The organism is Pseudalkalibacillus hwajinpoensis (genome assembly GCF_039851965.1).
GTDB classification, from domain to species: domain Bacteria; phylum Bacillota; class Bacilli; order Bacillales; family Guptibacillaceae; genus Guptibacillus; species Guptibacillus hwajinpoensis_E.
This window is the reverse complement of sequence record NZ_CP156675.1, coordinates 123100-149114: the sequence shown is the minus strand read 5'-3', so window position 1 is coordinate 149114 and position 26015 is coordinate 123100. Positions and strand designations below refer to the sequence as shown.

General features: G+C 37.4%; 24 protein-coding genes and 6 pseudogenes. 11 read left to right on the top strand and 19 right to left on the bottom strand.

The genetic code is table 11. The features are described 5' to 3' along the window. The first annotated feature begins 229 nt into the window (after nucleotides 1-229). Together ABFG93_RS21875 and ABFG93_RS21870 are read left to right on the top strand one after the other, a co-directional pair. The gene (locus ABFG93_RS21875) at nucleotides 230-997 is read left to right on the top strand and encodes a DeoR/GlpR family DNA-binding transcription regulator (RefSeq protein ID WP_347553237.1); all 768 of its coding nucleotides are present in this window, start codon (nucleotides 230-232) and stop codon (nucleotides 995-997) included. A 250-nt stretch (nucleotides 998-1247) separates the two neighbouring features. After that, complete coding sequence (locus ABFG93_RS21870) at nucleotides 1248-1517, top strand: hypothetical protein (RefSeq protein WP_347553208.1); 270 nt, start codon at nucleotides 1248-1250, stop codon at nucleotides 1515-1517. Between the two features lie 59 nt (nucleotides 1518-1576). Here the strand turns inward: ABFG93_RS21870 and ABFG93_RS21865 are convergent, their stop codons facing one another. The 5 genes from ABFG93_RS21865 to ABFG93_RS21845 all read right to left on the bottom strand — a co-directional run bounded on the left by ABFG93_RS21865 (nucleotide 1577) and on the right by ABFG93_RS21845 (nucleotide 4287). After that, a complete protein-coding gene (locus ABFG93_RS21865; RefSeq protein WP_347553207.1) occupies nucleotides 1577-1996 on the bottom strand; it encodes a GNAT family N-acetyltransferase in 420 nt (139 codons plus the stop codon). Between the two features lie 250 nt (nucleotides 1997-2246). Next, a complete protein-coding gene (locus tag ABFG93_RS21860; RefSeq protein ID WP_347553206.1) occupies nucleotides 2247-2597 on the bottom strand; it encodes a hypothetical protein in 351 nt (116 codons plus the stop codon). Between the two features lie 190 nt (nucleotides 2598-2787). Then, the gene (locus ABFG93_RS21855) at nucleotides 2788-3225 is read right to left on the bottom strand and encodes an SRPBCC domain-containing protein (protein WP_347553205.1); all 438 of its coding nucleotides are present in this window, start codon (nucleotides 3223-3225) and stop codon (nucleotides 2788-2790) included. Between the two features lie 419 nt (nucleotides 3226-3644). Beyond that, on the bottom strand, nucleotides 3645-3911 hold the full coding sequence (locus ABFG93_RS21850; RefSeq protein WP_347553204.1) for a hypothetical protein: 267 nt from the start codon (nucleotides 3909-3911) through the stop codon (nucleotides 3645-3647). A 58-nt stretch (nucleotides 3912-3969) separates the two neighbouring features. Next, nucleotides 3970-4287, bottom strand: coding sequence for a hypothetical protein (locus ABFG93_RS21845; RefSeq protein WP_279774050.1), 318 nt, complete (start codon nucleotides 4285-4287; stop codon nucleotides 3970-3972). Nucleotides 4288-4728: 441 nt separating this feature from the next. On the opposite strand from ABFG93_RS21845, the gene ABFG93_RS21840 reads away from it, so the two are divergent. Next, the gene (locus ABFG93_RS21840; protein ID WP_347553203.1) at nucleotides 4729-5463 is read left to right on the top strand and encodes a winged helix-turn-helix domain-containing protein; all 735 of its coding nucleotides are present in this window, start codon (nucleotides 4729-4731) and stop codon (nucleotides 5461-5463) included. A gap of 136 nt (nucleotides 5464-5599) precedes the next feature. After that, a complete protein-coding gene (locus ABFG93_RS21835; protein WP_061860143.1) occupies nucleotides 5600-6535 on the top strand; it encodes an NADP-dependent oxidoreductase in 936 nt (311 codons plus the stop codon). A gap of 254 nt (nucleotides 6536-6789) precedes the next feature. On the opposite strand, the gene ABFG93_RS21830 is transcribed toward ABFG93_RS21835, so the two are convergent. Continuing rightward, nucleotides 6790-7113 (bottom strand): hypothetical protein, encoded by a 324-nt coding sequence (locus ABFG93_RS21830; protein WP_347553202.1) that lies wholly within the window; start codon nucleotides 7111-7113, stop codon nucleotides 6790-6792. Between the two features lie 19 nt (nucleotides 7114-7132). Then, a complete protein-coding gene (locus ABFG93_RS21825) occupies nucleotides 7133-7318 on the bottom strand; it encodes a hypothetical protein (RefSeq protein WP_347553201.1) in 186 nt (61 codons plus the stop codon). Between the two features lie 965 nt (nucleotides 7319-8283). Between ABFG93_RS21825 and ABFG93_RS21820 the strand changes: the two genes are divergently transcribed. The 6 genes and pseudogenes from ABFG93_RS21820 to ABFG93_RS21795 all read left to right on the top strand — a co-directional run bounded on the left by ABFG93_RS21820 (nucleotide 8284) and on the right by ABFG93_RS21795 (nucleotide 13475). Beyond that, nucleotides 8284-9066 (top strand): 6-carboxyhexanoate--CoA ligase, encoded by a 783-nt coding sequence (locus tag ABFG93_RS21820; protein WP_347553200.1) that lies wholly within the window; start codon nucleotides 8284-8286, stop codon nucleotides 9064-9066. Continuing rightward, nucleotides 9053-10438, top strand: a complete 1386-nt coding sequence (gene bioA / locus ABFG93_RS21815; protein ID WP_347553199.1) for an adenosylmethionine--8-amino-7-oxononanoate transaminase — start codon at nucleotides 9053-9055, stop codon at nucleotides 10436-10438. The genes ABFG93_RS21820 and bioA overlap by 14 nt, the downstream gene beginning before the upstream one ends. Continuing rightward, nucleotides 10398-11576, top strand: coding sequence for an 8-amino-7-oxononanoate synthase (gene bioF, locus ABFG93_RS21810; protein ID WP_347553198.1), 1179 nt, complete (start codon nucleotides 10398-10400; stop codon nucleotides 11574-11576). Before bioA ends, bioF begins: the two co-directional genes overlap by 41 nt. Further along, entirely contained in the window at nucleotides 11576-12280 is a 705-nt protein-coding gene (gene bioD / locus ABFG93_RS21805; RefSeq protein WP_347553197.1) for a dethiobiotin synthase, read from the top strand. The genes bioF and bioD overlap by 1 nt, the downstream gene beginning before the upstream one ends. Before the next feature lie 95 nt (nucleotides 12281-12375). Further along, nucleotides 12376-12804 (top strand): annotated as a pseudogene (locus ABFG93_RS21800) (radical SAM protein); the annotation flags it as partial. Between the two features lie 68 nt (nucleotides 12805-12872). Further along, nucleotides 12873-13475, top strand: coding sequence for a biotin transporter BioY (locus ABFG93_RS21795; RefSeq protein ID WP_347553236.1), 603 nt, complete (start codon nucleotides 12873-12875; stop codon nucleotides 13473-13475). A 154-nt stretch (nucleotides 13476-13629) separates the two neighbouring features. Here ABFG93_RS21795 and ABFG93_RS21790 read toward each other — a convergent pair. From ABFG93_RS21790 to ABFG93_RS21760, 7 genes and pseudogenes are all read right to left on the bottom strand, one after another. Further along, nucleotides 13630-13920 (bottom strand): annotated as a pseudogene (locus tag ABFG93_RS21790) (group II intron maturase-specific domain-containing protein); the annotation flags it as partial. A gap of 7 nt (nucleotides 13921-13927) precedes the next feature. Then, nucleotides 13928-14197, bottom strand: a pseudogene (locus tag ABFG93_RS21785) (GTP-binding protein); the annotation flags it as partial. A gap of 36 nt (nucleotides 14198-14233) precedes the next feature. Next, nucleotides 14234-15376: an NAD(P)-binding domain-containing protein gene (locus ABFG93_RS21780; protein WP_347553196.1), complete on the bottom strand. Its 1143-nt coding sequence runs from the start codon at nucleotides 15374-15376 to the stop codon at nucleotides 14234-14236. Nucleotides 15377-15492: 116 nt separating this feature from the next. Next, a complete protein-coding gene (locus ABFG93_RS21775; RefSeq protein ID WP_347553195.1) occupies nucleotides 15493-16467 on the bottom strand; it encodes a TIGR03943 family putative permease subunit in 975 nt (324 codons plus the stop codon). A 16-nt stretch (nucleotides 16468-16483) separates the two neighbouring features. Next, a complete protein-coding gene (locus ABFG93_RS21770) occupies nucleotides 16484-17494 on the bottom strand; it encodes a permease (RefSeq protein WP_347553194.1) in 1011 nt (336 codons plus the stop codon). Nucleotides 17495-17671: 177 nt separating this feature from the next. Beyond that, nucleotides 17672-18020 (bottom strand): annotated as a pseudogene (locus tag ABFG93_RS21765) (GTP cyclohydrolase, FolE2/MptA family); the annotation flags it as partial. 246 nt (nucleotides 18021-18266) lie between these two features. After that, complete coding sequence (locus ABFG93_RS21760) at nucleotides 18267-19220, bottom strand: CobW family GTP-binding protein (protein ID WP_347553193.1); 954 nt, start codon at nucleotides 19218-19220, stop codon at nucleotides 18267-18269. Nucleotides 19221-19703: 483 nt separating this feature from the next. On the opposite strand from ABFG93_RS21760, the pseudogene ABFG93_RS21755 reads away from it, so the two are divergent. Further along, a pseudogene (locus ABFG93_RS21755) lies at nucleotides 19704-20074 on the top strand (YolD-like family protein). 280 nt (nucleotides 20075-20354) lie between these two features. Here ABFG93_RS21755 and ABFG93_RS21750 read toward each other — a convergent pair. The 5 genes and pseudogenes from ABFG93_RS21750 to ABFG93_RS21730 all read right to left on the bottom strand — a co-directional run bounded on the left by ABFG93_RS21750 (nucleotide 20355) and on the right by ABFG93_RS21730 (nucleotide 24733). Then, the gene (locus tag ABFG93_RS21750; protein WP_347553191.1) at nucleotides 20355-21170 is read right to left on the bottom strand and encodes a YitT family protein; all 816 of its coding nucleotides are present in this window, start codon (nucleotides 21168-21170) and stop codon (nucleotides 20355-20357) included. A gap of 294 nt (nucleotides 21171-21464) precedes the next feature. Continuing rightward, the gene (locus tag ABFG93_RS21745) at nucleotides 21465-22442 is read right to left on the bottom strand and encodes an ornithine cyclodeaminase family protein (protein WP_347553190.1); all 978 of its coding nucleotides are present in this window, start codon (nucleotides 22440-22442) and stop codon (nucleotides 21465-21467) included. A 161-nt stretch (nucleotides 22443-22603) separates the two neighbouring features. After that, nucleotides 22604-23029, bottom strand: a pseudogene (locus tag ABFG93_RS21740) (NAD(P)/FAD-dependent oxidoreductase); the annotation flags it as partial. Between the two features lie 540 nt (nucleotides 23030-23569). Then, complete coding sequence (locus tag ABFG93_RS21735) at nucleotides 23570-23926, bottom strand: SH3 domain-containing protein (protein ID WP_347553189.1); 357 nt, start codon at nucleotides 23924-23926, stop codon at nucleotides 23570-23572. Nucleotides 23927-23956: 30 nt separating this feature from the next. After that, complete coding sequence (locus tag ABFG93_RS21730) at nucleotides 23957-24733, bottom strand: peptidoglycan DD-metalloendopeptidase family protein (protein ID WP_347553188.1); 777 nt, start codon at nucleotides 24731-24733, stop codon at nucleotides 23957-23959. Between the last annotated feature and the right edge of the window lie 1282 nt (nucleotides 24734-26015).

Here is a 26015-nt window from a genome sequence, read left to right as displayed (position 1 = left end):
CGAAAAATTTAAAATATTTAATAAACACTTGTATTTTCAGCATTAATCAAGTGGACACTAGTTTTTATGGTTACTAAAACCCATACAACTCTATGATTATTTACGCTCATTTATTAACAAATGAGCATTGGATCAGTCCTCCTATACCTTGAAATCTAATGATTGCTTTTCTTTCATCCACAAAAATCGATTATAATAATAGGAAGAAGGAGAAAGGTGTGTGATTACAATGTTTATGGAAGAACGCAAATCTCAAATTCTTGAATACTTGCGTCATATGTCACGGGCATCTGTACACGATTTAAGCCGTCAGTTTAAGGTTTCGGATTCAACGATACGGAGAGACCTAAAGGAACTTGAGGAAACAGATAATATAAAAAGGACCCATGGCGGCGCTATTCTCCTACAACCTGTTAGCTTCGAGGAATCTATTGGGGAGAGAAAAAAGGATTATATTGAAGAAAAAAAAGCCATTGCAAAAAAAGCAGTAGAATTCATTAACCCCGGAGATGCTATTCTATTAGATTCCGGAACCTCTACCTATGAGCTTGTAAAAAAGTTAAAAACTTTTTCCAACCTTTCGATAGTGACCAACTCTATTATTATCATGCAGGAATTAGCAGATACAGGTTTAGAAGTGATGTTGCTAGGAGGCAATTTACGGAGGGAAACCTCAGCATTGGTCGGGCCCTTCGCTGAGCAGGCACTCAACATGATTAGAATTGACAAAGCATTTATTGGGACAAATGGTTTGGATCTGAATAATGGAATTATAACCACCCCTAACCTTACTGAAGCGCGTATAAAACGAATGATGATTACTAATGCCAGACATACCTTGTTACTTACAGATCATAGCAAAATTGGTAAAGTTAATTTTGCCAAAGTTGCTGACCTTACGGAAATTGATTTTTGTATTACAGATAACAATGTACCAGCTAATTTTGAGGAAAAAATGAATAGTTATAATGTCAATGTACATATGGTGAAGGTATAACATTAGAGAGATTGTGGATAGTCTACACTTAGTTGGACAGTTTTAAAGCTTCCTCCTGAAGATAAGAGGATTGCAGGAAAACCTTACTGGTCTCGTACAACAGTTGAGCAGTATTATGAGGATCTTCGTCCGTCTCAAGATAATAAGAAGAACATCCAATACTAGAATAAAGCTTGCTTTTTACTTTTACGCAGGTTTAGAGCAAGGTTTTGTCGTATGCAATAAGAGTAACTAGAAAGGAGCTGTCTAGGTGGATTCAAAAGCGATCGCAAGTGGAATAAGGCGATATAAGCATCAAGAAAGCAGCAGAACCTTATTAGGTTTTGAAACATTAGTGGTTTCTGCTATTGTGGGTTTTCTTTTTAAATCATGGGCAGCGTTTGGTTTAACATTCCTCCTCTTTGTTATCGTCTCCTTTGTGCCGATCCTAACACTGATCGTTAGCCTGGCATTCAGTCTGTTTTGGGCTATTATTGGTATTGTCATCGGAATGGCGTTTGTTGGATCCTCTTTGCTGTAATAGCCTTCTATCATAAGGGACAAAACTTGCAATACCTATTAACCGGTTTTGCTAAAGATCTATTCAAGATATTCATTATGTAATTCACTATTTAAATACCTAGCCATGCCGGTTTTAACTTTTCTAAGCCCTTGTTTCCTATAAAATTCCTCATTTCCTGTAGTGGAGATCATATGAACACAAGAAACGTCTTTAAGTTGTTCTAATATATGACTTAACATCAGCTTGGCAATACCCTTATTTTGAAATTCTTTATGTACTACAATGTCATATATTGCGGCATTGAATATTCCATCTGAAATAGCTCTGCCAAAACCAACTATACGATTGTTTACTTTTACAATCACTTTAATATTACTTGCATCAAAGACTTGTCTGATAACATCATTGGTATGCTTCATCCAACCTACCGATTGATAAACTTCTTTCATCTCCTCAAGATCTTCAACAAAAACATCCTCTTGTATTTCCAAGAGCATTGATTTCCCTCCCTTGTTAATTCATTTATTGCTCCGAGATAGTTGAAGACTTGATGCCGAGATATTTAGATCATTACTACTATTAGAAAGGTATTTTTCATTATTAAGAAAAAATGTAAGTATTGTCAATCAAACTGGAGCAATTGATGAGGCCGAAAAAATATATTTGTTTTCTATAAAAAAATTGACTGTTGGTAATCCTCAAGATAAAACATTAAGAAAACTATATTTGTACAAAAAAAACAAGCCTTCAGATATTGAATTGTTTATAATTACACAACTGTTTGGGGTAAAACTCAACCAAAGAATTTTCGTTAAGCTGCAATTCCTCAACTATCCTATCTTTAAGGGACTGATTGAGGTAAATGTAAAAATTTCCTCCCAGGTGATTACCATACAATTTAACATTTACCATTCTTTTGGTATTCCTTAGATATAGGAATATCCTGTCTTTTGCAATTTCATCATCTTCTGCAAAAAAGCTCATAAACAGAAATCTTCCTCTATTAATCTGGGTTTCGAAAATAATAGTACTAGTCTCTTCTTCTGCTTGCTTATAGAGATTAAATAAATTTGTAAGATTAAATCTTTCATCAACCATCTGAATCTCTCCTCCGATTTTTTCATCAAAAATGTAGGTGACTGATATGAAATAAAGAAAAAGCTGAAGACCACATATAATATACTCTTCAACTTACCTGCCCCTTTGATAAAAGAAAAAATGGACTGCTGAAACAGTCCATCGTTGTTCAATTCATGCGCCCCTTATCGTGAATAGTTTACCTTAATAATTACAGACTTTCTGCAAGTTCTTTAATGGTTGTTTTTGAATTATTGGCAAATTCAACTGACGCATCGTAATACATTTGCCCATCTTTAATAAGGGAGAAATCGCCTATAATTATTTTTAATAAAGTCTTGTCACCTTTAGCTTGAAGATTGTAATGATAGGCAACGTCTCCTTCATTAGGTTTAATTTCCCATCCAGTACCGTAGAGCGCAATTACTAATTCATTCTCTTCATCAGCTTTAATCAGTTTTGTTATGGACTGCTCTCCATTTGGAAGATCCCATACCACTTTACTTCCGGTTGTCATACGTTCTTGGGGGTAATCCTCAGGGAGTTCATCCCACTCAGCTACGTACTTAGGATTAACAAGAATCTCCCATACATTAGCAGTTGGTGTATCAATTAAAATTTCGGTACGAACAGTTAGTTCTTTACTCATTTTAAAATCTCCTTTATCAATGCAATGTTTTTAGCCTTCCCTAAAAATTATAACAAAAAACAGAACGTATGTGCGTGGTATGATTCTATTTAGTCAAAAGTAACGGTTGCTAACAATTAGTAGTCTTCAACTAATTGCATCGCTAATTTAACCAATCATGATTCGCTTGCAAAACCCTGCTGTTCTTCAACAATAGGCCCTTTAACGGAACAACTCTATTGTCAACTTTTCAACTTCAAATGTTCTTTTCCTTTCACTATAAAAAAACCTTTAGATAACTAATCCAAAGGGTTATAATATCGCGACTTTATTCAAAACTTCGCGTCTTTTTTATAAACATCGTGACTTTATTTCAAATCTAAATGAAATAAAGGTTTTTTATGTGTTAATCTCATTTCTGCTATACAACATAATTTGGCTTAAAAGCACAAATTTAACGCAACGTATCTCTTAGCGTACATTTTCTTCGTTTTGCTGACGGTAGCTACATGCAACACATCAGATTTATTGATCCTCTCGGTTTCACAAAACTCATCTAAACGTTTACCAATGACACGATCAATCACAATCGTCTTTCTTGTTTTTTCGCTTTGTGGCAACTGTTTAACATGTTCATAAAGACTTTGCTCATTGGTTTGTGTAGTTGAAGCAACCTTTTGCCATGATTTAAGCATTTCCTTAATCATATAGACTTCATCTTGGGTGAACTGTTCGTGAATACTAGATGAATGATGTGTGAATTCCTTATTTATTACTCTCTGTGAACTGCTGATTACTTTGTGTGAAAGCTGGATGAACTGTAGGTGAAATCTCATTCTTAGTTGATGAACTTGGTTTCACATAATCAAGAATACTTTTATCAAGGGGTTCATCACCTTCGCCAATAAAAAACCAACCCTTTTGACCAGAGTTTCTAAATTCATATCCTGCTTTTTTTAATGCGTTTCTAAATCGCTTTTCACTGATTCCAGGTAGTTGTTTAGCCACATCGCCTGTCTTTACCCCTTCTTGTGCCAATACGTCTAAAATACTTCGTATGGATGCTTTTTGATCTACACTCATCGATTGTTCACCCTCATTTCATTCAAACTCATCTATGTATGATTCCATGTGAAACTTCAGTCGAAGATCCTTTCTTACGCAACCCCTTGTCGTATTGGTTGCGTCTCTATGTCGCGATGATATGACGGTTTGTGACATGCGAACTATAAGATTTACCTTCCTAAACGGGGTTGAATGGCTATTCAAAGTAAGCATCATATTGGTGCTTTGTGAATTTTGAGATACAATAAACTCATCTTAACAATACCGAGTTGAGCTTTATTTGGTTTTACGGTCTTAAAGAAATATAATTCTTCATGAGCATTCAACCTTCAAATCACTGATTACAAAAACAAAACAGTAGATTCTATATACAGTTCTTGCAATCTTCTTGATTTATTTTGATTGGCTGGCTGGTTACGATCGATACTTGAAATAATATTAATAAAGGGGGATATCTGTGTGCAAGATTTTCTAGATGCGAATGACACAAAGCAACATCTACACGATGCAATCGGATTTGAAGAAAGTCCGATTTGTGAAATTACAAGACGAATTGTCATTATAAGTAAAGTTCCGACCAGGATACTTCCGCTGGCGATGGAGCTGATGGTTCTCAGCTATGATGTATTCGTACTTCATAATCAGAATGATCCTGTTTTAGCCACTCTTCAAAGCGATTTGGTCATCATTGACCATTCGAAGACGGTAGCAGACGAGCCTCTAAAGACACCATCCCATTTGGGATCGGTGCTTCTGCTTGTAGTAGACGGACATTGGGCGAAGCAAGACAGTAATGAGCATGAATTACTGATATGGCCGTGTCCGGTCCCGGAAGCAGTGAAGAAGATTAGTCAGATCATAAACCAAACCCAAGCGTTGCCAAGGCCTTATACAAGCCATCTTCGTTATAAAAACATTACACTAGACTTGAAGCAGTTTTCTGTTTATAAATCGGGGGTAAAAGTTGAGTTGACCAAAAATGAGTTCAACCTGCTCAAACTGCTCATTTCCGGCGGAGGTACCGCGTTGACGCGTGATGAAATTGTCGATCAGCTGTGTGGTGAAGATTACTTTGGCAGTAGCAATTTCGTTGATGTGCATATTAAAAGTTTGCGGAGTAAGCTGGAAGACGATCGAAAAAAACCTACATATATCCTTACTGTCCGTGGCGTAGGTTACCGGATATCTAATTGATTAATGATCTACAAAGCCTTCTTGAATCTACTCAAGAAGACTATATTTTTTTGATCAACTTCATTTAAACTTCATGTTGAAGAATCTATGGTTGGATAAAATAAGTTCGAAACCACAAATAGAGGAGGATATCTACATGAAGGCCTTATTAATTGATCCAGAGAAAAAAGGAGTTAATAAATTTTACTTGGGTGAAGTTGAAAAACCAATGATTCAGGCAGGTGAAGTGCTCATACAAGTCAAAGCTGTTCCATTGAGCTCATGGGAAGAATATATTGCCTTGAATGATGATACAGAACTACTAGCGGAGGAAATCAAAAATCATCAAGTAAATCTGGGTCTTGAATTTAGTGGAGTTGTGGAATCTGATGGCAAACGATTTAAAAAAGGTGACTTTGTCATTGGTAGCATTAATTTTGTCAAAGAAGCTAAGACAATGTCTGAATACATCTCGGTTAATGAAGACTATCTGGCATCACTACCTGTGGGTTTGTCATTTACCGAAGGGGCTGCACTCCCGGTTAGCACTGAAACAGCATATAAAGGCCTTATAAAATTAGCCCAAGCCTCCAATCAAAAGGAAATATTAATCATTGGTGCTAATGGCGGTGTAGGTGTCTATGCTATTCAATTCGCTAAAGCACATCATGCGCATGTGATTGCTATTGGTGGGAAAAGCTCGCTAGATAAACTTAAGCAACTTGGTGCTGATGAAGCTTATTACTATCGTGAAGTTTCTGCAGAAGATTTAAATAGAAAATTTGACATTATTTTCGACTTGGCAAGCTCCATGAAGTTTGAGGATGCCGAGAAGTTGCTTAAAGAGAATGGAGTATTTGTGAACGCAAACCCCCAGCTTGACGGGCTCACTCCGGAAACATCTACTGCAAGCAATCCTTATTTGTTTGTAGCCCACGGAACAAGCGAAAATCTCGAAGAAATCTTAAGTTATTTAGAAAAGGAACAGGTTGTTCCCGTAATTGAAACAGTTTATCCATTGCAAAATTTTCAACAAGCATTTACACAGTTAATTGAAGGCACGCGACTGGGCAAAATCGTCATTGAGTTTTAATTCGAAAATTAAGGAGAGTTGAACTGATCAAGTTCAACTTTTCTTCTATTAGGGGTACAGCCACATGCCCATCAAGCTAATATTTTGAAATACCCCCAAAACGAAAAATTTATCTCTCTACAGTTATAATCAGCTCATTTTTTTCGTTTTGGGGAACAACAATTTTTTTAACTTGATGGCTATGTGACGGTACCCCATGCCCATGTTTTAAGAACTTACATAAAATAAGAAAGATTCGAAGAAAGCCCATTCATTCAAGTGGTCGAATGGTTATTTCCTTCTTCATGTTGAATATTATAGAATTCTTTTTGAGATTCATAGTAAATATTGTGCGCATCTTTATATTGTTTTTTAAAAAACAAATATTCACTCTTTGTTACTTCATTAAAATTTTTAATTCGGCTGGCCATATTAAACATTTTATATACATTCATTGCTCTTAGAACATTCCACTCTGGATACTTTAGCAATTCATATTTTATTGTATTATATTCTTTAAATCTGAATTCTACATCATTAGGTAAGTTCATATGATAGCTACTTGGATTGTTAATTTCTTCAAATGAATCCTTTTCCAAAAGTCTTTTCCAAGTTGTCTTATTTTAGATTATGTTTTATTTCTTCAGATAGAAAAACGAAGACCATCATTTCTGCAATTCTATAGTTTATATCTCTTTCTATAGTCCTTGTCTTTCTATCCTCTTTTAATTGCTTCTCTGTTGCTTTATATGCTACTATTCCTCCAATTAACGCACCAATTAATCCAAATACTGCTGCTAACATGATATCCCCCTTAAATTATTACTCTTATAAAATAAAAAACCTCAACCCTTTTTACAGGAAGAGGTCTTTGAGTGCAACTATCAAATTAATGACAGCTACTAGGTTCAGGTCAACTTCAACCTTGAACCTTAATGAGAATTTCACTCTCATGTGTTTCACTTTCTCTAGGGGAGCAGATTTGTAAACCACCCGATTTAAACGAATGGCTACCCCCCACTAGAACCACTTACAAATATAATCATAGCATAATTTTCAAAATATGGAATAAATAAAAATTGTCGCCTTTATTTATTGTAATTACCGAGGATTCAGATATTTCGTTTGTATCTATCTGTCTTTCATTAAACTTAAAAGGCTGATTACAATTCCGATTTGTCCGAAGAGAACAAATGCGGTCACATGTACTATTCTCAAACTATCAGGGGTAGCGTCAGGAAAATGCATTTAGATAATGCTTTCATAAGCTGCTCAAGAGTTTGCTCCATTAAAGGAAAATAATGCTCACTGTTCTCAATGTATTTATCCGTTAATACAGAAAAATAATACGTACTGTTTCATCCCCATTTAATCCAAAGAACATGTGTTTTAAATCATATTTTTCAACTGCTTCAATAACTTTTTCCACCAAAGCTATCAATCATGACAATGACCCTCCAAAAAATTTTAAAAAAGCACGTAAAAGGGGGAGACGCTCAACCCTACCAGAGAACTCTCCCTTAACCTCATATGGATGGAGCATAACCTTTATGTTAACTAATTATTTTATAAGGTTGACATTTTCAGTTGTATTCTTCTATACTTTCTAAAGATACAAGGGCCTTGTTCAGTTACTGTCTAAGGTAAACGCACGGAAACTCTTCAGTGGAGATGAGCAGGTTCGTCTAAGAACAAGCGTTGGGATTTCTGAAATTGCACCTATATCACTGAAAAAACATGCTAAATATCGTGGAGGAAGGCTGATTGAAATGATGCAGGATAATGGATTATACAGCTTAAGAATGAGAGCAGCACTTGGTGGTCCCCATGAAAAAGGAGCAAAGCATATATCTGGTGGAGAACACCTTTCTACAAAAGCTGATATGCAGGTAAAAGCTCTTGAATTGATGGATAAGGCATTTTCTCATACGCGTGGTGATCCATCTTTCTTCCAATTAACCATAGATAAGATTGAAGAGCATATCCAAAGTATCAAGCCGTTACCTGTCTCTACCTTTGATGTATCCGATGCTCCACAGGGGAAAAATTTAGCCTCCTCTCTTCTGTCTCATCACGGAATCCCACATAACGTCATTAAAAAAGCTATGAATCTATTAGAAAGAAATGATGACAGTCGAGGCGCGCTCATTATCAATGCCAAAACGGGCGAGCGCATGGATGACCGAGAGAAAAAGGGAGTTCGTGTCTCCCTTCTAGACTGGGAAAAAGAAAACTTTGAAAAATGGTGTAAACAAAGCAAACTGGCGATAAATCAACGTATGAAAGAAGCCCTGACTCTAGCGACGAAGGTATGCTCCCACCCTCTCACAGTAGCAGAGCTTTGCTGGAGTGATGATCCTGATTATATTAAAGGCTACGTTGCTAGTCCTGCTGGAGGATATCATAGAATCACAAAGTTAAAGGAATATGGTGACGAAGTGGGAGGACGCGTATTTTTCATCGATGGCGACCACCCGATTGATTCATACATACACTATTTAGAGGAAATGCCAGTATTAATAGAAATGGAGGAGAATTATGGATTTAATTGAGAAAAGTAAAAAGTATTTATGGCTGCCATTTACACAAATGAAAGATTATGATGAGAACCCTTTAATTATTGAAAGTGGACAAGGAATTAAAGTTAAAGATATTGATGGGAAAGAATACTACGATGCTTTTTCTTCTGTTTGGCTGAATGTACATGGACATAGAAAAAAAGAGTTGGATGATGCGATCCGAGAGCAGCTAGATAAGATTGCACATTCCACCTTGCTGGGAATGACGAACATACCCGCTACCGAATTGGCCGAAAAATTAGTCGAGATAGCTCCTCATTCGTTAAGTCGAGTTTTTTATTCTGACAGCGGTGCAGAAGCAGTTGAAATTGCAGTAAAAATGGCTTATCAGTATTGGCAGAATATCGGTAAAACAAACAAGCAAAAGTTTGTTTCGATCAAAAATGGGTATCACGGAGATACGATCGGGGCAGTTAGTGTAGGATCTATTGATATTTTTCACAAAATCTACGGCCCTCTCATGTTTGAAGGGTTTAAAACTTCTGTTCCCAATGTCTACCGCTATCCTGGTGAGACCCCCGAAAAATGCCGTGATGAAGCACTTGAAACACTCGAGTCCATACTAAAGGATCACCATGAAGAAATTGCTGGCTTGACCATTGAATCAATGGTACAGGGGGCTGGCGGTATGATTGTAATGCCCGAAGGATACTTATCTGGCGTAAGGAAACTGTGTACTAAATATGATGTCCTGATGATTATTGATGAAGTAGCTACTGGATTCGGACGTACCGGTAAGATGTTCGCATGCGAACATGAAAGGGTAGAACCAGATCTCATGGCGGCTGGAAAAGGAATTACCGGCGGTTACTTGCCTATTGCTATTACATATACAACCGAAAAGATTTATGACGCATTTTATGATGACTACACAAACCTGAAGACGCTTTTCCATGGACATTCCTATACTGGGAATCAGCTTGGCTGTGCAGTCGCACTAGCTAATTTAGACCTGTTCGAAAAAGATCAAATTGTTCAGCAGGTAGCACAAAAATCCGAATACCTGCATGAATTATTTAAAGATATAGCAGAACTGCCACATGTCGGCGACATTCGTCAGCTTGGTTTTATGTGTGGAATCGAGATCGTTTATGATAAAGAAACGAAAGAGCCTTTTCCTTTCGAAAGCCGAGTTGCCTATAGAGTATCTTTAAAAATGCGGGAGTTAGGGCTTTTAACAAGACCTACCGGAGATATTGTCGTCTTTATGCCACCACTTGCCTCTATAAAAGAAGATTTAAAAGTAATGATTGAAATTATAAAAGAAGCCATTGAGCGTGTAACTATTGAGGAGGCGCTTCAAATTGATAGGACAAAGTTACAAGTGGCTAGAACAAGAAGTTGACTTGGTTAAAGAAAAAGGATTATACCGACAACTTAGAACCATCTCCCCTTCTGATTCTTCTAATAAAGCTAATGTTGATGGAGTGGAATACCTCATGGCCTCCTCCAACAATTATTTAGGTTTAGCGGCAGACAAGAGACTAGTTGATGCAGCGATTACGGCTATGAAAAAATATGGTATAGGTAGCACTGGATCAAGGCTGACGACAGGTAATACAAATTTGCATGAAAAACTGGAGAAGCGCATCGCTGACTTTAAAAAAGATGAGGCAGCCATTGTCTTTTCCAGTGGATACTTGGCTAACATTGGGACAGTATCCAGTCTGGCAGGCAAGGGAGATGTTATTTTAAGCGATCAACTCAATCACGCTAGTATCATTGATGGATGCAGACTCAGTCAGGCTAAATCAATGGTTTACCGTCATATGGATATGAAAGACCTAAGAGAAAAATTAATCTATAGTCAACATTACAAACGAAAATTCATCATTACCGATGGGGTCTTTAGCATGGACGGTGATATTGCTCCATTGGGTGAGATCAAGGAACTGGCAGAGAAATATGGTGCATATGTCATCGTAGACGACGCTCACTCTACAGGGGTTTTAGGTAAAAATGGCCGCGGAACAGCTGATCACCTAAAGGTTTCTGTCGATGTGACCGTAGGAACCTTTAGTAAATCCATCGGTACCCAAGGTGGGTTTGTCACTGGGTCAAGGTCTCTCATTGACTATTTGAGAAACAAAGCGCGGTCCTTTATATTTCAAACCGCTCTCCCTCCCAGCACCATTGCAGCTACATTGAAATCTATCGACATTATCGAAAGTCAACCAGAACTACAAATGGATTTACAGCAAAAAGTCCACCTCCTTCGGGATGAATTGCTAGGATTTGGCTTTGACTTGAGGGGCAGGGAAACCCCGATCTTCCCTATAATTATTGGTGAGACCAATAAAGCGATGGATTTTTCAAAGCGCCTTGAAAAAGACCGGATCTTTGCCCCGGCCATCCGTCCCCCAAGTGTGCCGTATGGAGGGAGCCGAATCCGAATGACCATCATGGCGACACATACAGAGCAGGATATACAACAAATCTCCAAGACTTTTTATAAGGTTGGAAAAGAACTTGAGGTGATTTAGTGGGAAAAGGTGTTTTCATTACTGGAACGGACACAGGCATCGGAAAAACATTTGTCGCAGCTGGCATAGCTGCCGCTTTGTCTGATAAGAATGTTGATGTCGGTGTCTTCAAACCAATGCTAAGCGGTGCTCATAGAGAAGATCCAGAAAGTGACACTATGATATTAAAAACCATGGCTGGTGATGAATCCCCGCCATCAGACATTACCCCCTTTCAATTTGATGAACCATTGGCTCCTTATTTAGCTGCTAAACGGCAGGATGTTCAAGTCACAAAACAAGATGTGATGAATAGCTGGAAGAATGTGAAAAATCGCCACTCCTATACGATCGTAGAGGGGGCTGGCGGTATTGCGGTACCTTACGGCGAGGATTTTCTTGCCAGTGATGTAATGAAGGAGATCAATCTTCCGGTCATTGTGGTAGCCCGTCCAAATCTAGGTACCGTCAACCATACCTTTTTGACAGTCGACTTTGCACGTAGATGCGGACTAAATGTAATCGGGGTGGTCATCAATGGTTTAAAGCCTGAAAAAGAAGAAGTTGTTGAACAGACGAACCCTGAACTGATCGAGCAATTCTGCAAGGTTCCGGTGCTTGGAATCATTCCACAAATTGAAAAGAAGGACAGGAAGACCCTGTCGGAGCTATTTCAAACTAAGATGGCTCTTTCTTTTTTCAAAGAAAGTGTCCGTAACTTTTAGATCACATTGATATCAATACGACGTGATCATTTATATAAGGATATAAATGCATCAGGATTAAGAGTAGATGAAGCCTGCTAGAATAATCAAGTTTCGCGGCCTTCCGCTTGCTGAAGCCTGAACAAGCTCGGCAGTTAAAAGAAGCTGGGGTCGACCGCTACAACAATAATATCAACACCTCTGAACAGCATCATCATCAGATCACTACAAGTCACACATACCATGACAGGATTGCTACCGTTAATCATACTAAAGAAGCTGGAATTTCCCCTTGTTCAGGCGTCATCGTTGGAATGAAGGAGTCAAAACAAAATGTGATTGACATGGCTCACGCGTTAAAAGAGCTGGACGCCGATTCAATTCCAGTTAACTTTTTGCATGCGATTGATGGAATATTATTAGAAGGAACAAATGAACTGACTCCGACTTATTGTTTGAAGGTATTATGTCTATTCCGCTTCATTAACACTACCAAAGAAATTCGCGTTTCAGGTAGAGAAAAAGTTCTATCCCGAAATTTCGAGGCACCACTGACGATAGACGTAAAATCATTTCCTTCAGTGCGTTTTGGAGAAGGAAAGGAGTGAATAAATTGAAAAATTCCAGCACTTTATCACTTACACTAGTAGCTATATTTGCAGCAATGACTGCGATTGGCGCCTTTATAAAAGTTCCGCTGCCCATTGTCCCTTTTACACTGCAAATTATTGTGGTATTTTTAGCGGGTTCATTATTAGGAAGCAAGCGAGGGTTGCAAAGTCAATTGATCTATCTTTTCGTTGGTTTAGCTGGACTTCCTGTATTTACACAAGGCGGAGGGCTTATGTATGTCTTGCAGCCAACGTTCGGGTATTTAATTGGCTTCACTGCAGGTGCTTATGTCATCGGATTCATTATTGAACGCGTACAACAGCCTGCTCTCAAACATTTCATTGTCGCCAACCTAATTGGAACTGTTATTATTTACGCCATAGGTGTCCCTTATCTTTATCTAGCATTAAACCTCTGGCTAGGCGTACCTACTAATTTGTCACATGTACTGGCTGCTGGATTGTTTAGTACTGTAGGCATAGATATAGCTCTCGCAATTTTTACCAGCCTGTTGGCCGTGCGTCTATACCCTGCTTTAAAACAAGCCATTCCCCAAAAAGAGTGGTGGTTTGAAAACGAAGAGAAACGCCATTTACGGAACTAAACTTGACTAGAAACAAATTTACCAGAATCTGTGAAGAAACATACAAGAAAGAAAGTAAGTAATCCTATCTGGTAATCGAGATAGGGGAAGGTGACTAAACTCCATCCCTCTCACACCACCACTGTACGTACGGTTCAGTATACGGCGGTTTCAATTATGTCTGACGCAGAAATTCATATCTGGCAATGATACTCTTAAGCCCTAGGCGCCACCAGTAGGTGGTGCCTAGGGCTTTGTGTAGGATTGGACTTCTTGCAATTCGCCAGTAAGCCTTTCGTGAGTTCCCCCACTCATAGGCTTTCTGTGCGGTAGCTCCCAACTTCATCAGTTTTCTGACTTTCGTTTTGGGGAGTCTCCATTCTTTCCAGCGATTCATGCGCAGTCTCCGATGTAGCCATGATTCAAGCTTCTTCACCACACTAGGTGTATCAATCAAGCTATAGTAAATGCCCCCCACCAGCCTCAACAAGCTTCTTAACTTCCAAAATCAAATCTTCCCTCAATGTGCAACAATACAGCCATTTTGAAGTTCTACCAACTTATCATCAGTTCTAGAAAATCCATTCCTTATTAAATCAGCATCAATGACAATTTCACTCATATCGGTTCCCAACGACTGCAATTCGCCTCTTTTCTCTGTTCGCGAGAATGTGGTTGAGCAACGTTGTTTTGCCAGATCCCAGGTATCCACTTAAGACTGTCACAGGGACTTTATTATCTATATACTCACTTCCTTAAATGAGAATATTTACGATTTCTTAACTTATGCTTTTTATGATTCGTTCAGCCGCCTTCCTGGCACCAATAATATTGCGTGAAGCTGGACCTATTTCGAGCTCTGCCAGAGGGCCCATTACAAATAAATGCGGACACCACTCAAGACTTTCTTCTACAATTGGATAGCCGCAGTTAGCACAAATAAGATTTTCCTTTGCAATTAAGTTAAGCAGCCAACTTTGATTTGAGAGAGAGGCTTTAAACCCTGTAGCAAAAAGGACAGTTGCTGGCCTGAGCTTCTTTGCTTCTCGTGTCATAAAGACGTTTGATTCACTACAAGCAGTTTCAATCTCACTTTGTATCATGAAGAGATTTTCATGCTTTTTTAAATGAAGTAATCGGTTGTAAAGTTCAGAAGGAATAGAGCCTCGATGCCTTGCTTGCTGAATCATCTTCCTTCTTTCATCATAGTCCTTAATCTTAGAATAGGCAGATAAATATTTTGGACCAAGCCACCCCGGATCGCTGTCAAAGTCATGTATACGAAATGGATGACGCGTAATCAGAGTAACTTCTCCAGGAAAACGATGAGACAGACTAATAGCAGCATGTGCTGCGGTTATTCCCCCTCCAACAATAAGTAGTGGGGGCTTAATGCTTTGCATGTTTAATGCAGGATCAAAAAGATGAAATCCACTGCTCATATTTTCTCCCCAAGAAGGGTAGTTAAGATCGTTATTTCCAATCGCAATCACACTATTTTTTGCGTAATAAATGTGTTGATCTTCTGTTTCAATCTCCCAAAATGGGTTTTGTTTACTAACTTGCATCACCTTTGTCTGACGCCATACATCTTGTAGATTAGCTTCTTTTAAAACGGATGTTGCATGTTCATTAAAGAGATCCAAAGAAGGGCGATCATAATAACCGTAAAAAGGCTTATCATACTGAGTTGTTTTGGCGTATTTTTCTAAACTGAAAGGAGATACATCAATATGGTGAACAGAGGGAGAACGAAGAAAGGGCATCTGGATGCGCTCCGTTCTCTCTTTCCACCTTTCAAGCGGACCGGAATGAGGATCAATTATTAACATCTCCTCTTTTTTTATTTTGCCGCTTTTCAAAAGAGATGTTGCAAGCGTACAACCGTGTATACCTCCACCTATAATAATCCATTCATACATAACACCACTCCTCAAATCGAAACAATTACGATTTATAGCGTATAATACTTCATTATAGAACGCAATCCAATATAATCACCTTGGCAAAGGAGAGAAAGACTTCTCTCCCTGCACTCTTAATATGGGTATACATACGGATCTTTTGGCGCGTCTATTTGTTTAATTTTATCTGGTACTAGAAGCATCATCTCTTCACCATTGTAAGATGTCTTGTTGATAACTCCATTAATTTCCACCCAAGAATCCTCCTCAAGTGAAGCGACCTTATTGCTCTCGACCAACGTTCCATATACACTGGCATCCGCTACACAGCAGTTCATACCGAACCTTGCTACGACTATTTGATTATTATTAAAATTAGGTTCACGATAAACAAACCCTTTGATGGACATTGTTTTTCCAATAAACTGTTTTACATTAAGATCAATTGTTGTGATGACATCTAGATAATTTTCATTAGTTACTTCAAGGTGATCTAACTTCGTATATTTCTCAGCAAGCTCATCGTATTTATTATAATTAGCTGAATATCCGGTAGGAGTTTGAACATCGTCTTGGGCTGCTTCTTTCTTCACCTTTTCATCCATCTTTTCCAAATAAGCTTCTGGATCTTCAAGAAATTCATCAGCATTTTGTTCGCTTGGGTCATTATCATCTTCTGATACAGAAGATGAACTTCCTGGGGGCTTTGTATATAAGCCTCCACCATATTGTATCCCCCTATTCGCAGCAACAGAGCTATCAATAACTTTTTGGGGTAACCCTAGCCCTCCCACAACTGGGAGGATAAAAATGATATAAATGATTACCTTTCGAAAGAAGGATCCTTTCATTTGATGATCCGCGCCACAATTGCATTCAATATCCTCCTCAAGGTTAGAGGACATGCTTTTGAAAAACTGAATAACACCGATAATAAAAAAACATCCTGCAGCAAAGTAAACAAAGGGTAGCATTTTCGGGGCAATGTATAAATGAAGTGATTCATTAAGTACGAGTTTAATAATCATTAAAAAGAAACCAATCAAAATAATACCTCTAACGAACATATGGAATTGTAAAGAAGCATTCGACTTTGTTGTTGAGTGCAACTCCTTCCCTCCTCTCTTAGATTAGAAAAAGGTCGACAAGTAAAATAGAACAATAGGTGATTGCAGTGATAGTCACAAGTAAAAAGAATACAAACTTTGTTTTAAAATACGCAAGATACAACAATGTGTTTTTAAGGTCAAGCATTGGACCATAAACAAGGAATGCCAGTAAAGACGTACTTGAAAAATGATTTGAAAATGACGATGCAACAAATGCATCCGCTTCAGAACAAAGAGATAAGATAAATGCTAATCCCATCATGATTCCTGTTGCACCAGCTTCATTGGTTGTAAGGGATGCGAGAATATTGCGATCAAGTGATCCGTTCACGATACTCGCTAGAAAAGCTCCAATAATTAAATATTTTCCCACATCAAAAAATTCATCACTGGCGTGATAGAACGTTTGCTTCCACTTGTTTTTCTTCATTGAAGGTTCCATTCTAGTCCTGCCAATAAGCTCTTCCTTCGTCCACCTTAGTTGATTTGAGTTCCCAAACATTTGAAACATAATAAATCCAATGAAGATGGAAAGTAGAAAACCTAATCCCATTCGGAAATAAAGAATGCTGATGTCCTGGCGAAAAGCATAGTACGTAGATGCCGCAACGATCGGATTAAGAATTGGAGCAGACATGAGCAAAACTACTCCAAATTGAAGAGGCATCCCCTTTTTAATTAACCTTCTTACAACAGGTATGATCGCACATTCACAAACCGGGAAAATTGCTCCAAGTAGCGCAGCAGGTACTAATCCAAGATAGGCATTTTTGGGTAGGACCTTTTGCAAAACCTCTTCAGCAACAAACGATTGGATGAGAGCTGAAACAAATACACCTAAAAGAACAAATGGAACCGCCTCTAATAGGATACTGATAAAAATGGCATTTACATTCAACCATTTGTCAGATATAACAAGTCCGAAATAATCCATAACCTGCGTATTAAAGAGAAACAAGATAATGAAAACTAAAAAAATCAATATACCTATAAGGTCTTTCGTACCATTTATTACCGCCCTAATCACACTTTCACCTCAATACCAAATAATTTAGCCAAAATAAGGATAGCATCACATTTTAAAACCTACAGATTACAAAATTATTAAATCATAATAAGTACGATTTGCAAGTCGAGGATTGATTGATTCATTTATTTATATGCTTGTCTTCATCAATTATGAAATGTGACATGAATTTATAATCTATTCTTTTGAAAAATGCAAATGAGCATAAGCGTCGTGTAAATGAATCGATTCTTCATTTAGACATGTAATATCAAAGGCTTGAATCCAGTCTATTTCGTAAAAGTCCGCTGCTATAAGACGAGTTAAATCTTCTACAAACCTTGGGTTCTCATAGGCATGTTCTGTTATTTTTTTCTCATCCGGCCGCTTCAAAATAAGGATGTAACCATGCACTTGCATTCGATTCAATAACTTCTAACAATTCTTCTTTATAATCTTTCGGAACGATTTTCGATTCAATGAGATCTATCTCTAATGACACTTCCCCTCTTTGATTATGAGCACTGTACTCACAAATCTCTAATGATACTTCAGCATGGTTTATTAAATCCAAGATAACAGCTGTTAATTTTAAGATAATCACCCCTATATAAATCACAATAATTACGATTTAAACATTAAACAGAATTATATCTTTTGTAAAGTAAAACCTCAATTCCTTTCCTAATCTTCTTTTAAAATAAAACAACTTGCTATCATATATGAGCAACTGCTACAACTGCAGTTGCTCATTTCACTTTCTTTTAGGCTTTCGTCGATTTCTTCTCAAAATCTACATCTCAAAATTCGCTGCAATCAATTCATGAAAACTTTGATTCAATTTTTCTTCGTTTAGAGCGTCGCCAATCAGAATGATTACCGGCAACATCCCTCTCCCTTTTACTCTTTCCAAACGTAATTTTCCTGAGGAAAACTGTATAAGAAATAGTCCAGGTGTCTCTGTAAACTCAACGATGCCTTTTCCTCTTAGAACTTCTTTCGGTAATTGCTCTACCCACTGATTAAGAAGAATTCGGTTCATGGTAGGAACATCCTTGATTTGGACGGATCTAATCATAGAGTGGTTATGTTGGTGTTCTTTATGAGATTGTTTTTGGTGAGCATTTAGATTTGAAATAACATATCGCTTATCAAATAATTGCTGAGTTTCTAATTTTCCAAAACTTGTTTTAAAAACTGGTACATTCCGTTTCAGTATGCCATTGATTTTCTTATCAATTTTTGAGAGTGCCGCTGGCTTAGTAAGATCCATTTTATTGACAATGACCATCGTAGCACAAGAAATTTGCTCATTTAATAATTGACGAATCTCTTTGCTACTTGCGAATATATTTTGATATTCAAGAAAACTGCTCCCATCAACAATACTAATCATTGAACTAAGATCAAATACCTCAATGAACTCTGGACTAATTAAGGCATCTTCTATATCTAACGGATTCGCAACCCCTGTACCCTCTATTAAAAGTAAGTCAATGTTTTCTCCTACAAACGACCTGAGTGTTTCTTTTAAGTCGTCTTGTATTGTACAACAGATACATCCATTAAGTAATTGTTTCAAATACTGCCCTTCAAAATATTCTTCCTCAACATTTTTTTCTCCTAATTCATTTAGTATAATCCCTGCCTTTAGCCCTTTCCTTTTGCATTCTTCAATCATATTAAGAAGAATAGTTGTTTTACCGCTACCAAGAAACCCGCTAATCATATAAACAGGTATTTTCATATTTATGTCATCCTTTCTAATTAGTAAGGTTTAATTCATTCTATCATGAATCGTAATGATTATGATTTATAAATCGCAATCATTACCCGGGTTGAGCCTTAGCCGGATGGCGATTTTGTACGCTCCGCAGGGCAAAAGGAAAACACACAAAAAAAAGAGCCCGTAGGCTGCCTTCCATGCCACTCTTCTCTTCGGCTCGTTCGATCGGGCGCTTCGCGCAAGGAGACCAGGAACGTACGGCCTGTTAGCGACAGCTTACCAGACCGTTGTTATCGGGCGCTTTAGGAGCGAAGCGACACCTACAGAATGACAGAAATCGTTTTGGGCTTTCTGATTGGCTGTCAGTGCTGCCGCCCTACAAAGGTTTTTATAGATTTGTTTCTTAAGAAAAGAACCTCGCCTTAAGGCTCGTAAATCACCATTAGAATAAATTGGATTTCTATATTTGGATATACAACTCGAATAATAGGAACTAATGTTCGTATGATGAGTAAGGAGATGATGATAATGATTAATGATCGAGGAATGATGATTAATGATCGAGGAATGATGAAGTATCAGGGCTTTTTTATGACGGAACATAGCGAGCTCTTAAAAGAAGCAATTAGGGATTATTACAAAGTGGAAAAACCACGTATTAGTCAGGATCAAATTGAGGAATTTGAAAGAGTAATTTCCGATAGCTTACAGTTGAATACTGAGTTAGAAATCACAATCTGGAAAGACGGTTTTTTCGAAACAGAACTATCCAGATCAAAAAAATCGACTCACTTAATAAAAGGCTCCATATTCAAGATAAAGAAGGGCGAACGAACATTCAATTCAATGACATAGTTTCTGTTAAAAGCTTATAAAACAGCTTGATGTAGTTGTATTTCTTTAGAATATTTAGACCCATCTCCTTTATCATGCATGAAAGGAAATAAACAAAACTATGAAAGAGTATGTCAATTAGCTTGCGGGGTTAAAAGCAAGTTATTATAGTACCTCATATAACTTCAGATATCAGATGAAAGTGCTTCATTTAAAAATTTTAACCCGACGATTTTATATAAAATTAAACGGCCTTAACAGAAGTCATACTTAACTTTATAAACATTAATTACTACTTCTTGATATACTGTAGAATATTTATTATCTCCTAAAGTTTCCGATAACCTCTACTGTTTCACTGATACTAACAAATGCTTTTGGATCAATACTTCTAATAAGAGATTTGACCTTAGCAAGTTCATAACGAGAAATAACAGTATATAGAACTTTACGTTCTGTTTTAGAATATCCACCCTCACCATTTATTACAGTAATTCCTCGAATTAAGTTATTAAGCAGCTCCCTTTTAAGCTCTTCTCCTCTGTTTGTTACCACCATTAGATTTAATTTTATATGACGGGTATGTATACGGTCTATTACAATTCCAGTAATGTAAATAGAGGCCATCGTATACAATGCTAGCTCCCATGAAAAGACGAATCCAGATACAAACACAACGATACTATTTAAACCGAAAATTAATCCGCCAAGAGGGATATCACGTTTTTGGGTAAGAACGAGTCCAATAATATCAAATCCCCCCGTGGATCCATTTAAACGTATAATAATTCCAATAGATATTCCTGCGATGACTCCTCCAAATACAGCTGAAAGCAATACATCTTCAGTTATCTTATATAAAGGAATATACTGCATAGAAATAGATGTGATGAATACAGAAAATATGCTATTCCATACAAATTCTCTTCCTAGCCTCAGCCACCCCATAAACAAAATAGGTATGTTTAATATGACAAGCCAAATACCAGAATTAATTGGGGTAAGTAGTCCAAATACCATTGCTAGACCATTTACTCCACTTGATAATACTTCATGAGGGAGATAAAACATATTATAAGCAAATCCTAAGACAAGAGACGATAAAAACAATATTATATATTTATATAAACGATTCATGTAGATGAACTCCTATTCATGTAGAACCGAAATACTTCTTCATAAAAAAAACTACTCAAGCCAGTAAGCGAAACCCTTGATAATAAAGGTCATGGGCGGATGATTTTACCATGCCGCCCATCGTTTCACCCCAAACACTAAATCAGGTTTGAGGTTAATACCAATTGCTGAAAAAAATCATTTACATTCTATAATTTTAAACTTTAAAGGTGATTTTATTCGCTAATTTTGTACCTCTTTACTCCCATTTGTGATTTCTTAGTATAAATAAAAATTTCCCATTACCCGGTAACCTTACAATTGAATACTAGTCCCTGCCTTATTTTCGATTGCTTTATTGTAAAGATATTGGGCTACAATAATATCCACTACCGCTAGGCCAACTGATTTAAACACGGTGATTTCTTGATCGCTGACTCTGCCTTTCAGTTCTCCGCTTACAATTTGCCCAAGCTCTCCATAAATGTCATTCGGCTTAAAAATGCCTTCTTTAATTGGAACTTGTAAATCACCGGTTTCTTCTAATGCTGCCTCTTTTGATTCCACTACTACTTTGTCGGCTGAAGGCATTATATGAGAGGGTAACTCTTGCATCGACGGTCTAAATGAACCTACTGCGTTCACATGAACCCCTTGTTTTAATGACTTTGAAAAAACCGGTGTTGAAGAGTTTGTTGTAGTAACAATAATGTCAGCTTCACTTACCGCTTCATTTGAGTCTGAATATACTCGCACACGTTTATTAAATTTCTTTCTAATATATTCAGCAAATTCTTGTGCCTTTTGTTCTGTACGATTATAAAGTAAAATCTCTTCTATCTCTCGAACAGCGAGTACGGATTCAACCAGACCTTTAGCTTGTTCTCCTGTACCGATAATACATAGCTTTTTAGAATCTTGACGGGATAAATATTTCGTGGCCACACCAGATAAGGCACCTGTTCTAATCATTGTTAAATAAGATCCCTCTAATAGAGCGGTGGGTTCTCCAGTGTTGAAGTCTGATAGCATCACCACACCATTTATGGTTTTTTTCCCTAATTTCTTATTATTTGGAGCTACGGCTACTACTTTTAATCCAACGCCCCCGAGTTCTTCAGCTACTGAAGGCATAACTAATGCAGTATTTTGGCCATCATGAAAGGGTAAAGCGGCACGAATAGGGGTAACTGTTCTTTCTGCTGAAAATTCCTTTAATGCGACAGCTGCGCATTCTATAATTTCATTCATATCTACCAAACTTATTTGTTCTTCAGTATTTAAGATTAACAAACTTATTCATCCTTTCCTGATTCCTTCATACCTTATATTTTCAATAAATAATTTAAGGCATTTTTTAAGGGATTCACCCTTTATGCATTAACTACTTCAATGCTACTTCCTACAGCATTTTTGTATCTTACAAACCTTCTTACTTTTGTGCTTCATTCGTCTTATTGCTTTCCCTTAACATTGAAACGGTCATAACGAAGTCGTTCAGTTGGTATGGACGTGTCTTCTTCGTTGATCAATTCTTCGATCACTTTCCCTGTAATCGCAGCTAAGCTGATACCATCCCCTTCATGTCCTGCTGCTATATAAAAGCCCGACATCTTTTCAACATGTGAAATGATTGGAAGGTGGTCAGCTGTCCATCGTCGTTATCCTGCATATGTTCGAATAACCGTCATATCACCCATTTCAGGGAAGAAACGCACCGCTCTTTTTGCTACGCATTTCATGACTTCATGATCCACTTTTGTGTTGTAACCATGAAATTGCCGACTACTTCCGATTAAAAAGTTTTGGCTTTCGGTGGGCTCAAAGACTAACGCAACGCCATATTTATCCGTTACTGGATCTACACGCCTCTCCCCACCGATTTGGGGTTTTATGTATTAACATAGCTATATACATTTTCGAAATTTAACCCTTATTGACAACCTCGTCGTCATTGATAACAGTAAGTCAGATGGAGAATTGATTTTAGAAACATCCAATGACGGAATAACTTTTGAAACTGACGACATACCTGACTGAGCAGATCCTATAAAACAGAAATACAATACTATAACGTGAAAACTTCTCCTATTAAATACATAGGAAGCTTTTGTATAATGCAATAGAATCCCCATCTACCTTCTTTATTATAATGACGTAGCTTTCCGAAATAAATAAAACTAAATATGATGAATTGATATTTTCATAAATTGACTTATAAACAAAGTTCAGAAGGCTTTTCTCCACTCTTCTTCTTAAGATTAGCTACTCATGTTATCTCCTATAAGGAAAAATAGCTCCTGGTATATGATAAAAAGAAATGTTAAAAAAAAGAATCAAAAAACCCCCTCATCTCTGATAAGAAGATTTCAAAGATGAGGGGATTCACTTTTAAGCCATTGCATTTTCATTCTCTTACATTAGTCGCATCGTACACCTACCGGACCGTCTGATCCTGTGTAGACATACGTATCCGAGACGTAACCAATATTCATTACTCCACGGGAATCTTCCCACTGAATTTGATCCCAGATATTACTCGTTCCATACTTCCCAGTCACCGTTGTACCACGCGCGTAACAATAGTATGGGACGCTTGAACCACTAGGAATGGAAAGCATAATCGGATAATTTGTTCCTGGACCACTTCGCATATTTAAAGGAACACCACTGTTAGTAGAAATCGTATAATGCTGGACAGCAAGAGCATTACTAGAAGAAAAGAACAAGGATGCCATCATAACAGATACCATGCCTATCATTTTTAGTTTACCCATCTAACTCCCTCTTTTCACTAGAATAGTACTTTAATTACAGGTCGGGGCAACTTGTCCGTCTGATCCGGTATACACATACGTATCAGATATATACCCTTCTCCAATATAGTTCCAGAGATCACTCGTCCCATATTTACCCGTAACGGTCTCTCCATGTTTCTGACAAGAAATCGTGACCGTTTGTCCATCTGCAACTGACCCGACAATTCCGTAATTAGTTCCAGGTCCAGAGCGAATGTTAAGTGAAACACCTGATTCCGTATGGACAGTCCCGGTTACCCCTTCATTAGAGCAGGAATTTTTGCTCGTATAGTTCTTTGCACCATAATAGGTGATCTGAGAACCATTAAATTTGATTTTTTGAGCTGATCCATTGTACCGTTGTTCAAAATGAAGATGGGGACCCGTGACATTCCCTGTCCCACCGACTGTTCCAATCTTTTGCCCTTGAGAGACACTCTGTCCACTCGAAACGCTAAAAGAATTCAAGTGAGCATATAAGGTCGACCATCCATTTCCATGATCGATCACAATATATTTTCCATAGCTTGAATTCCCAAGGTTTCTGACCGTTACGACTTGACCAGAAGCAGAGGCAACAACCTTATCCCCTAGATCATTCGACCGATTAAAATCAACAGAATTCTGTGGATTATGATTGGTCCGAGTCTGACCTTCCCAGGTTTGTCCACACGGAAAAGGCATTTGAAAAGAAGGTCCAACTGCCGAAGCTTGACTTGAATTAAAAAACCCTGTTCCTAAAAGAAGAATGGCTACGAGAATCACTTTAAATCCAAATGACTTCATTATTTCTCCTCCAAACAAGTAATGTTTTCAATTATCAAAAAATAATTGACAACATTATTGTTACATGCTTGGTTGTTTAATTGTAGGTCATTTCATGAAATTAATTTAATTCATACAAACGACGTGGTTGCTTAGATACAGGTTCAAGGACTAGAAAAACCATGAAGATAATAAAACGGGACTAAACGGCTACAATTTTAAATAGCAATGCGATAGAAGATGCGCTTTCATCACCACTCAATTGTCAAATTTCTCCCATAATATCATAATTTCATGGTGCTTATGATAATCTGTGACTCAAGGAGTTTCCCCGAACTCCTTCCCCCTTGATTAAATATAAATAATACAATCCCCCACACTTTAAAGTGTGGGGGATTGCTGTATGTATAGGTTACTTCTATCTTCACTGAAAAAACGGAGAATTTCTTGAAGTTAAAGACCATTGATTTCCTCGAAAAACTAAGATTATACAAGCAGTTAAATAAAGAGAGTGAAATACTCTCTTTGGGTTCCAAAGAATTGAGCACATTACTAAACAATCACTCCCTTTCGTATTATAAGGTTAGCCAGTCATTTCTGGTTAGCCTATTTTTTATAGGTTATTCTTTAGGTAGCCGGGGGAGGACGTTCGACCTTATTCAATTATCCTGTCCTTAACCTACATAGAGCGCAACATTTTATCAAGCAAACGCTCCTCGATTGGAGTAACTTTACAGCTTGTTTAAAAACATCTGTATCCTCAATACTCTTCACCAAGAAAATCACCCTTTTATTTATTCTTTTATTGGATCTTCAGTAAGCATTATAGTTCGTTATTCAGCAAACTATGTTTTAATATCAAAATATCCTATCATTCCACAGACCAATACGCCTAATACCAAAACAGCTGTAAGAATCCAATTCGATCCCCAACTATTGATTGCGCTAAATAAGCAACTTAATGCAATTACAAAAGCCCCATACTTCCCTCGCCATTCATTGAATAAACCTTTAATTTCCTTCTTTTTCTTTCTTAACAGGATCAGTATCAGTAAATAAATCTTCTATGTTTGTTGCCGTCCATTGATTATTTTCTTTTTCAAAGGTAACTCTCTCCGAAGTGAGAAGATCAAAGAGTAGTAACTCATGGCGAAAATCACTTCTAAAGAAAAAAAACAAGGAATTTTCTCAAATTTCATTATTTTAGAGTGCTCTAACTGCGTAATCCCCGTATGAAAGGGGGTGAAATGATGGATGAAGTGATTATCTTGGTCACAGTATTAGTTAACTTAACTATCTCAAT

What these genes read in the sequence shown, in the direction of transcription:
- ABFG93_RS21875 (WP_347553237.1), top strand. Translation starts at nt 230, where the DNA reads ATGTTTATGGAAGAACGCAAATCTCAAATTCTTGAATACTTGCGTCAT.
- ABFG93_RS21865 (WP_347553207.1), bottom strand. Translation starts at nt 1,996, where the DNA reads ATGCTCTTGGAAATACAAGAGGATGTTTTTGTTGAAGATCTTGAGGAG.
- ABFG93_RS21860 (WP_347553206.1), bottom strand. Translation starts at nt 2,597, where the DNA reads ATGGTTGATGAAAGATTTAATCTTACAAATTTATTTAATCTCTATAAG.
- ABFG93_RS21855 (WP_347553205.1), bottom strand. Translation starts at nt 3,225, where the DNA reads ATGAGTAAAGAACTAACTGTTCGTACCGAAATTTTAATTGATACACCA.
- ABFG93_RS21850 (WP_347553204.1), bottom strand. Translation starts at nt 3,911, where the DNA reads ATGATTAAGGAAATGCTTAAATCATGGCAAAAGGTTGCTTCAACTACA.
- ABFG93_RS21845 (WP_279774050.1), bottom strand. Translation starts at nt 4,287, where the DNA reads ATGAGTGTAGATCAAAAAGCATCCATACGAAGTATTTTAGACGTATTG.
- ABFG93_RS21835 (WP_061860143.1), top strand. Translation starts at nt 5,600, where the DNA reads ATGAAGGCCTTATTAATTGATCCAGAGAAAAAAGGAGTTAATAAATTT.
- ABFG93_RS21825 (WP_347553201.1), bottom strand. Translation starts at nt 7,318, where the DNA reads ATGTTAGCAGCAGTATTTGGATTAATTGGTGCGTTAATTGGAGGAATA.
- ABFG93_RS21820 (WP_347553200.1), top strand. Translation starts at nt 8,284, where the DNA reads ATGATGCAGGATAATGGATTATACAGCTTAAGAATGAGAGCAGCACTT.
- bioA (WP_347553199.1), top strand. Translation starts at nt 9,053, where the DNA reads ATGGATTTAATTGAGAAAAGTAAAAAGTATTTATGGCTGCCATTTACA.
- ABFG93_RS21780 (WP_347553196.1), bottom strand. Translation starts at nt 15,376, where the DNA reads ATGTATGAATGGATTATTATAGGTGGAGGTATACACGGTTGTACGCTT.
- ABFG93_RS21760 (WP_347553193.1), bottom strand. Translation starts at nt 19,220, where the DNA reads ATGAAAATACCTGTTTATATGATTAGCGGGTTTCTTGGTAGCGGTAAA.
- ABFG93_RS21750 (WP_347553191.1), bottom strand. Translation starts at nt 21,170, where the DNA reads ATGAATCGTTTATATAAATATATAATATTGTTTTTATCGTCTCTTGTC.
- ABFG93_RS21735 (WP_347553189.1), bottom strand. Translation starts at nt 23,926, where the DNA reads ATGGGTAAACTAAAAATGATAGGCATGGTATCTGTTATGATGGCATCC.
- ABFG93_RS21730 (WP_347553188.1), bottom strand. Translation starts at nt 24,733, where the DNA reads ATGAAGTCATTTGGATTTAAAGTGATTCTCGTAGCCATTCTTCTTTTA.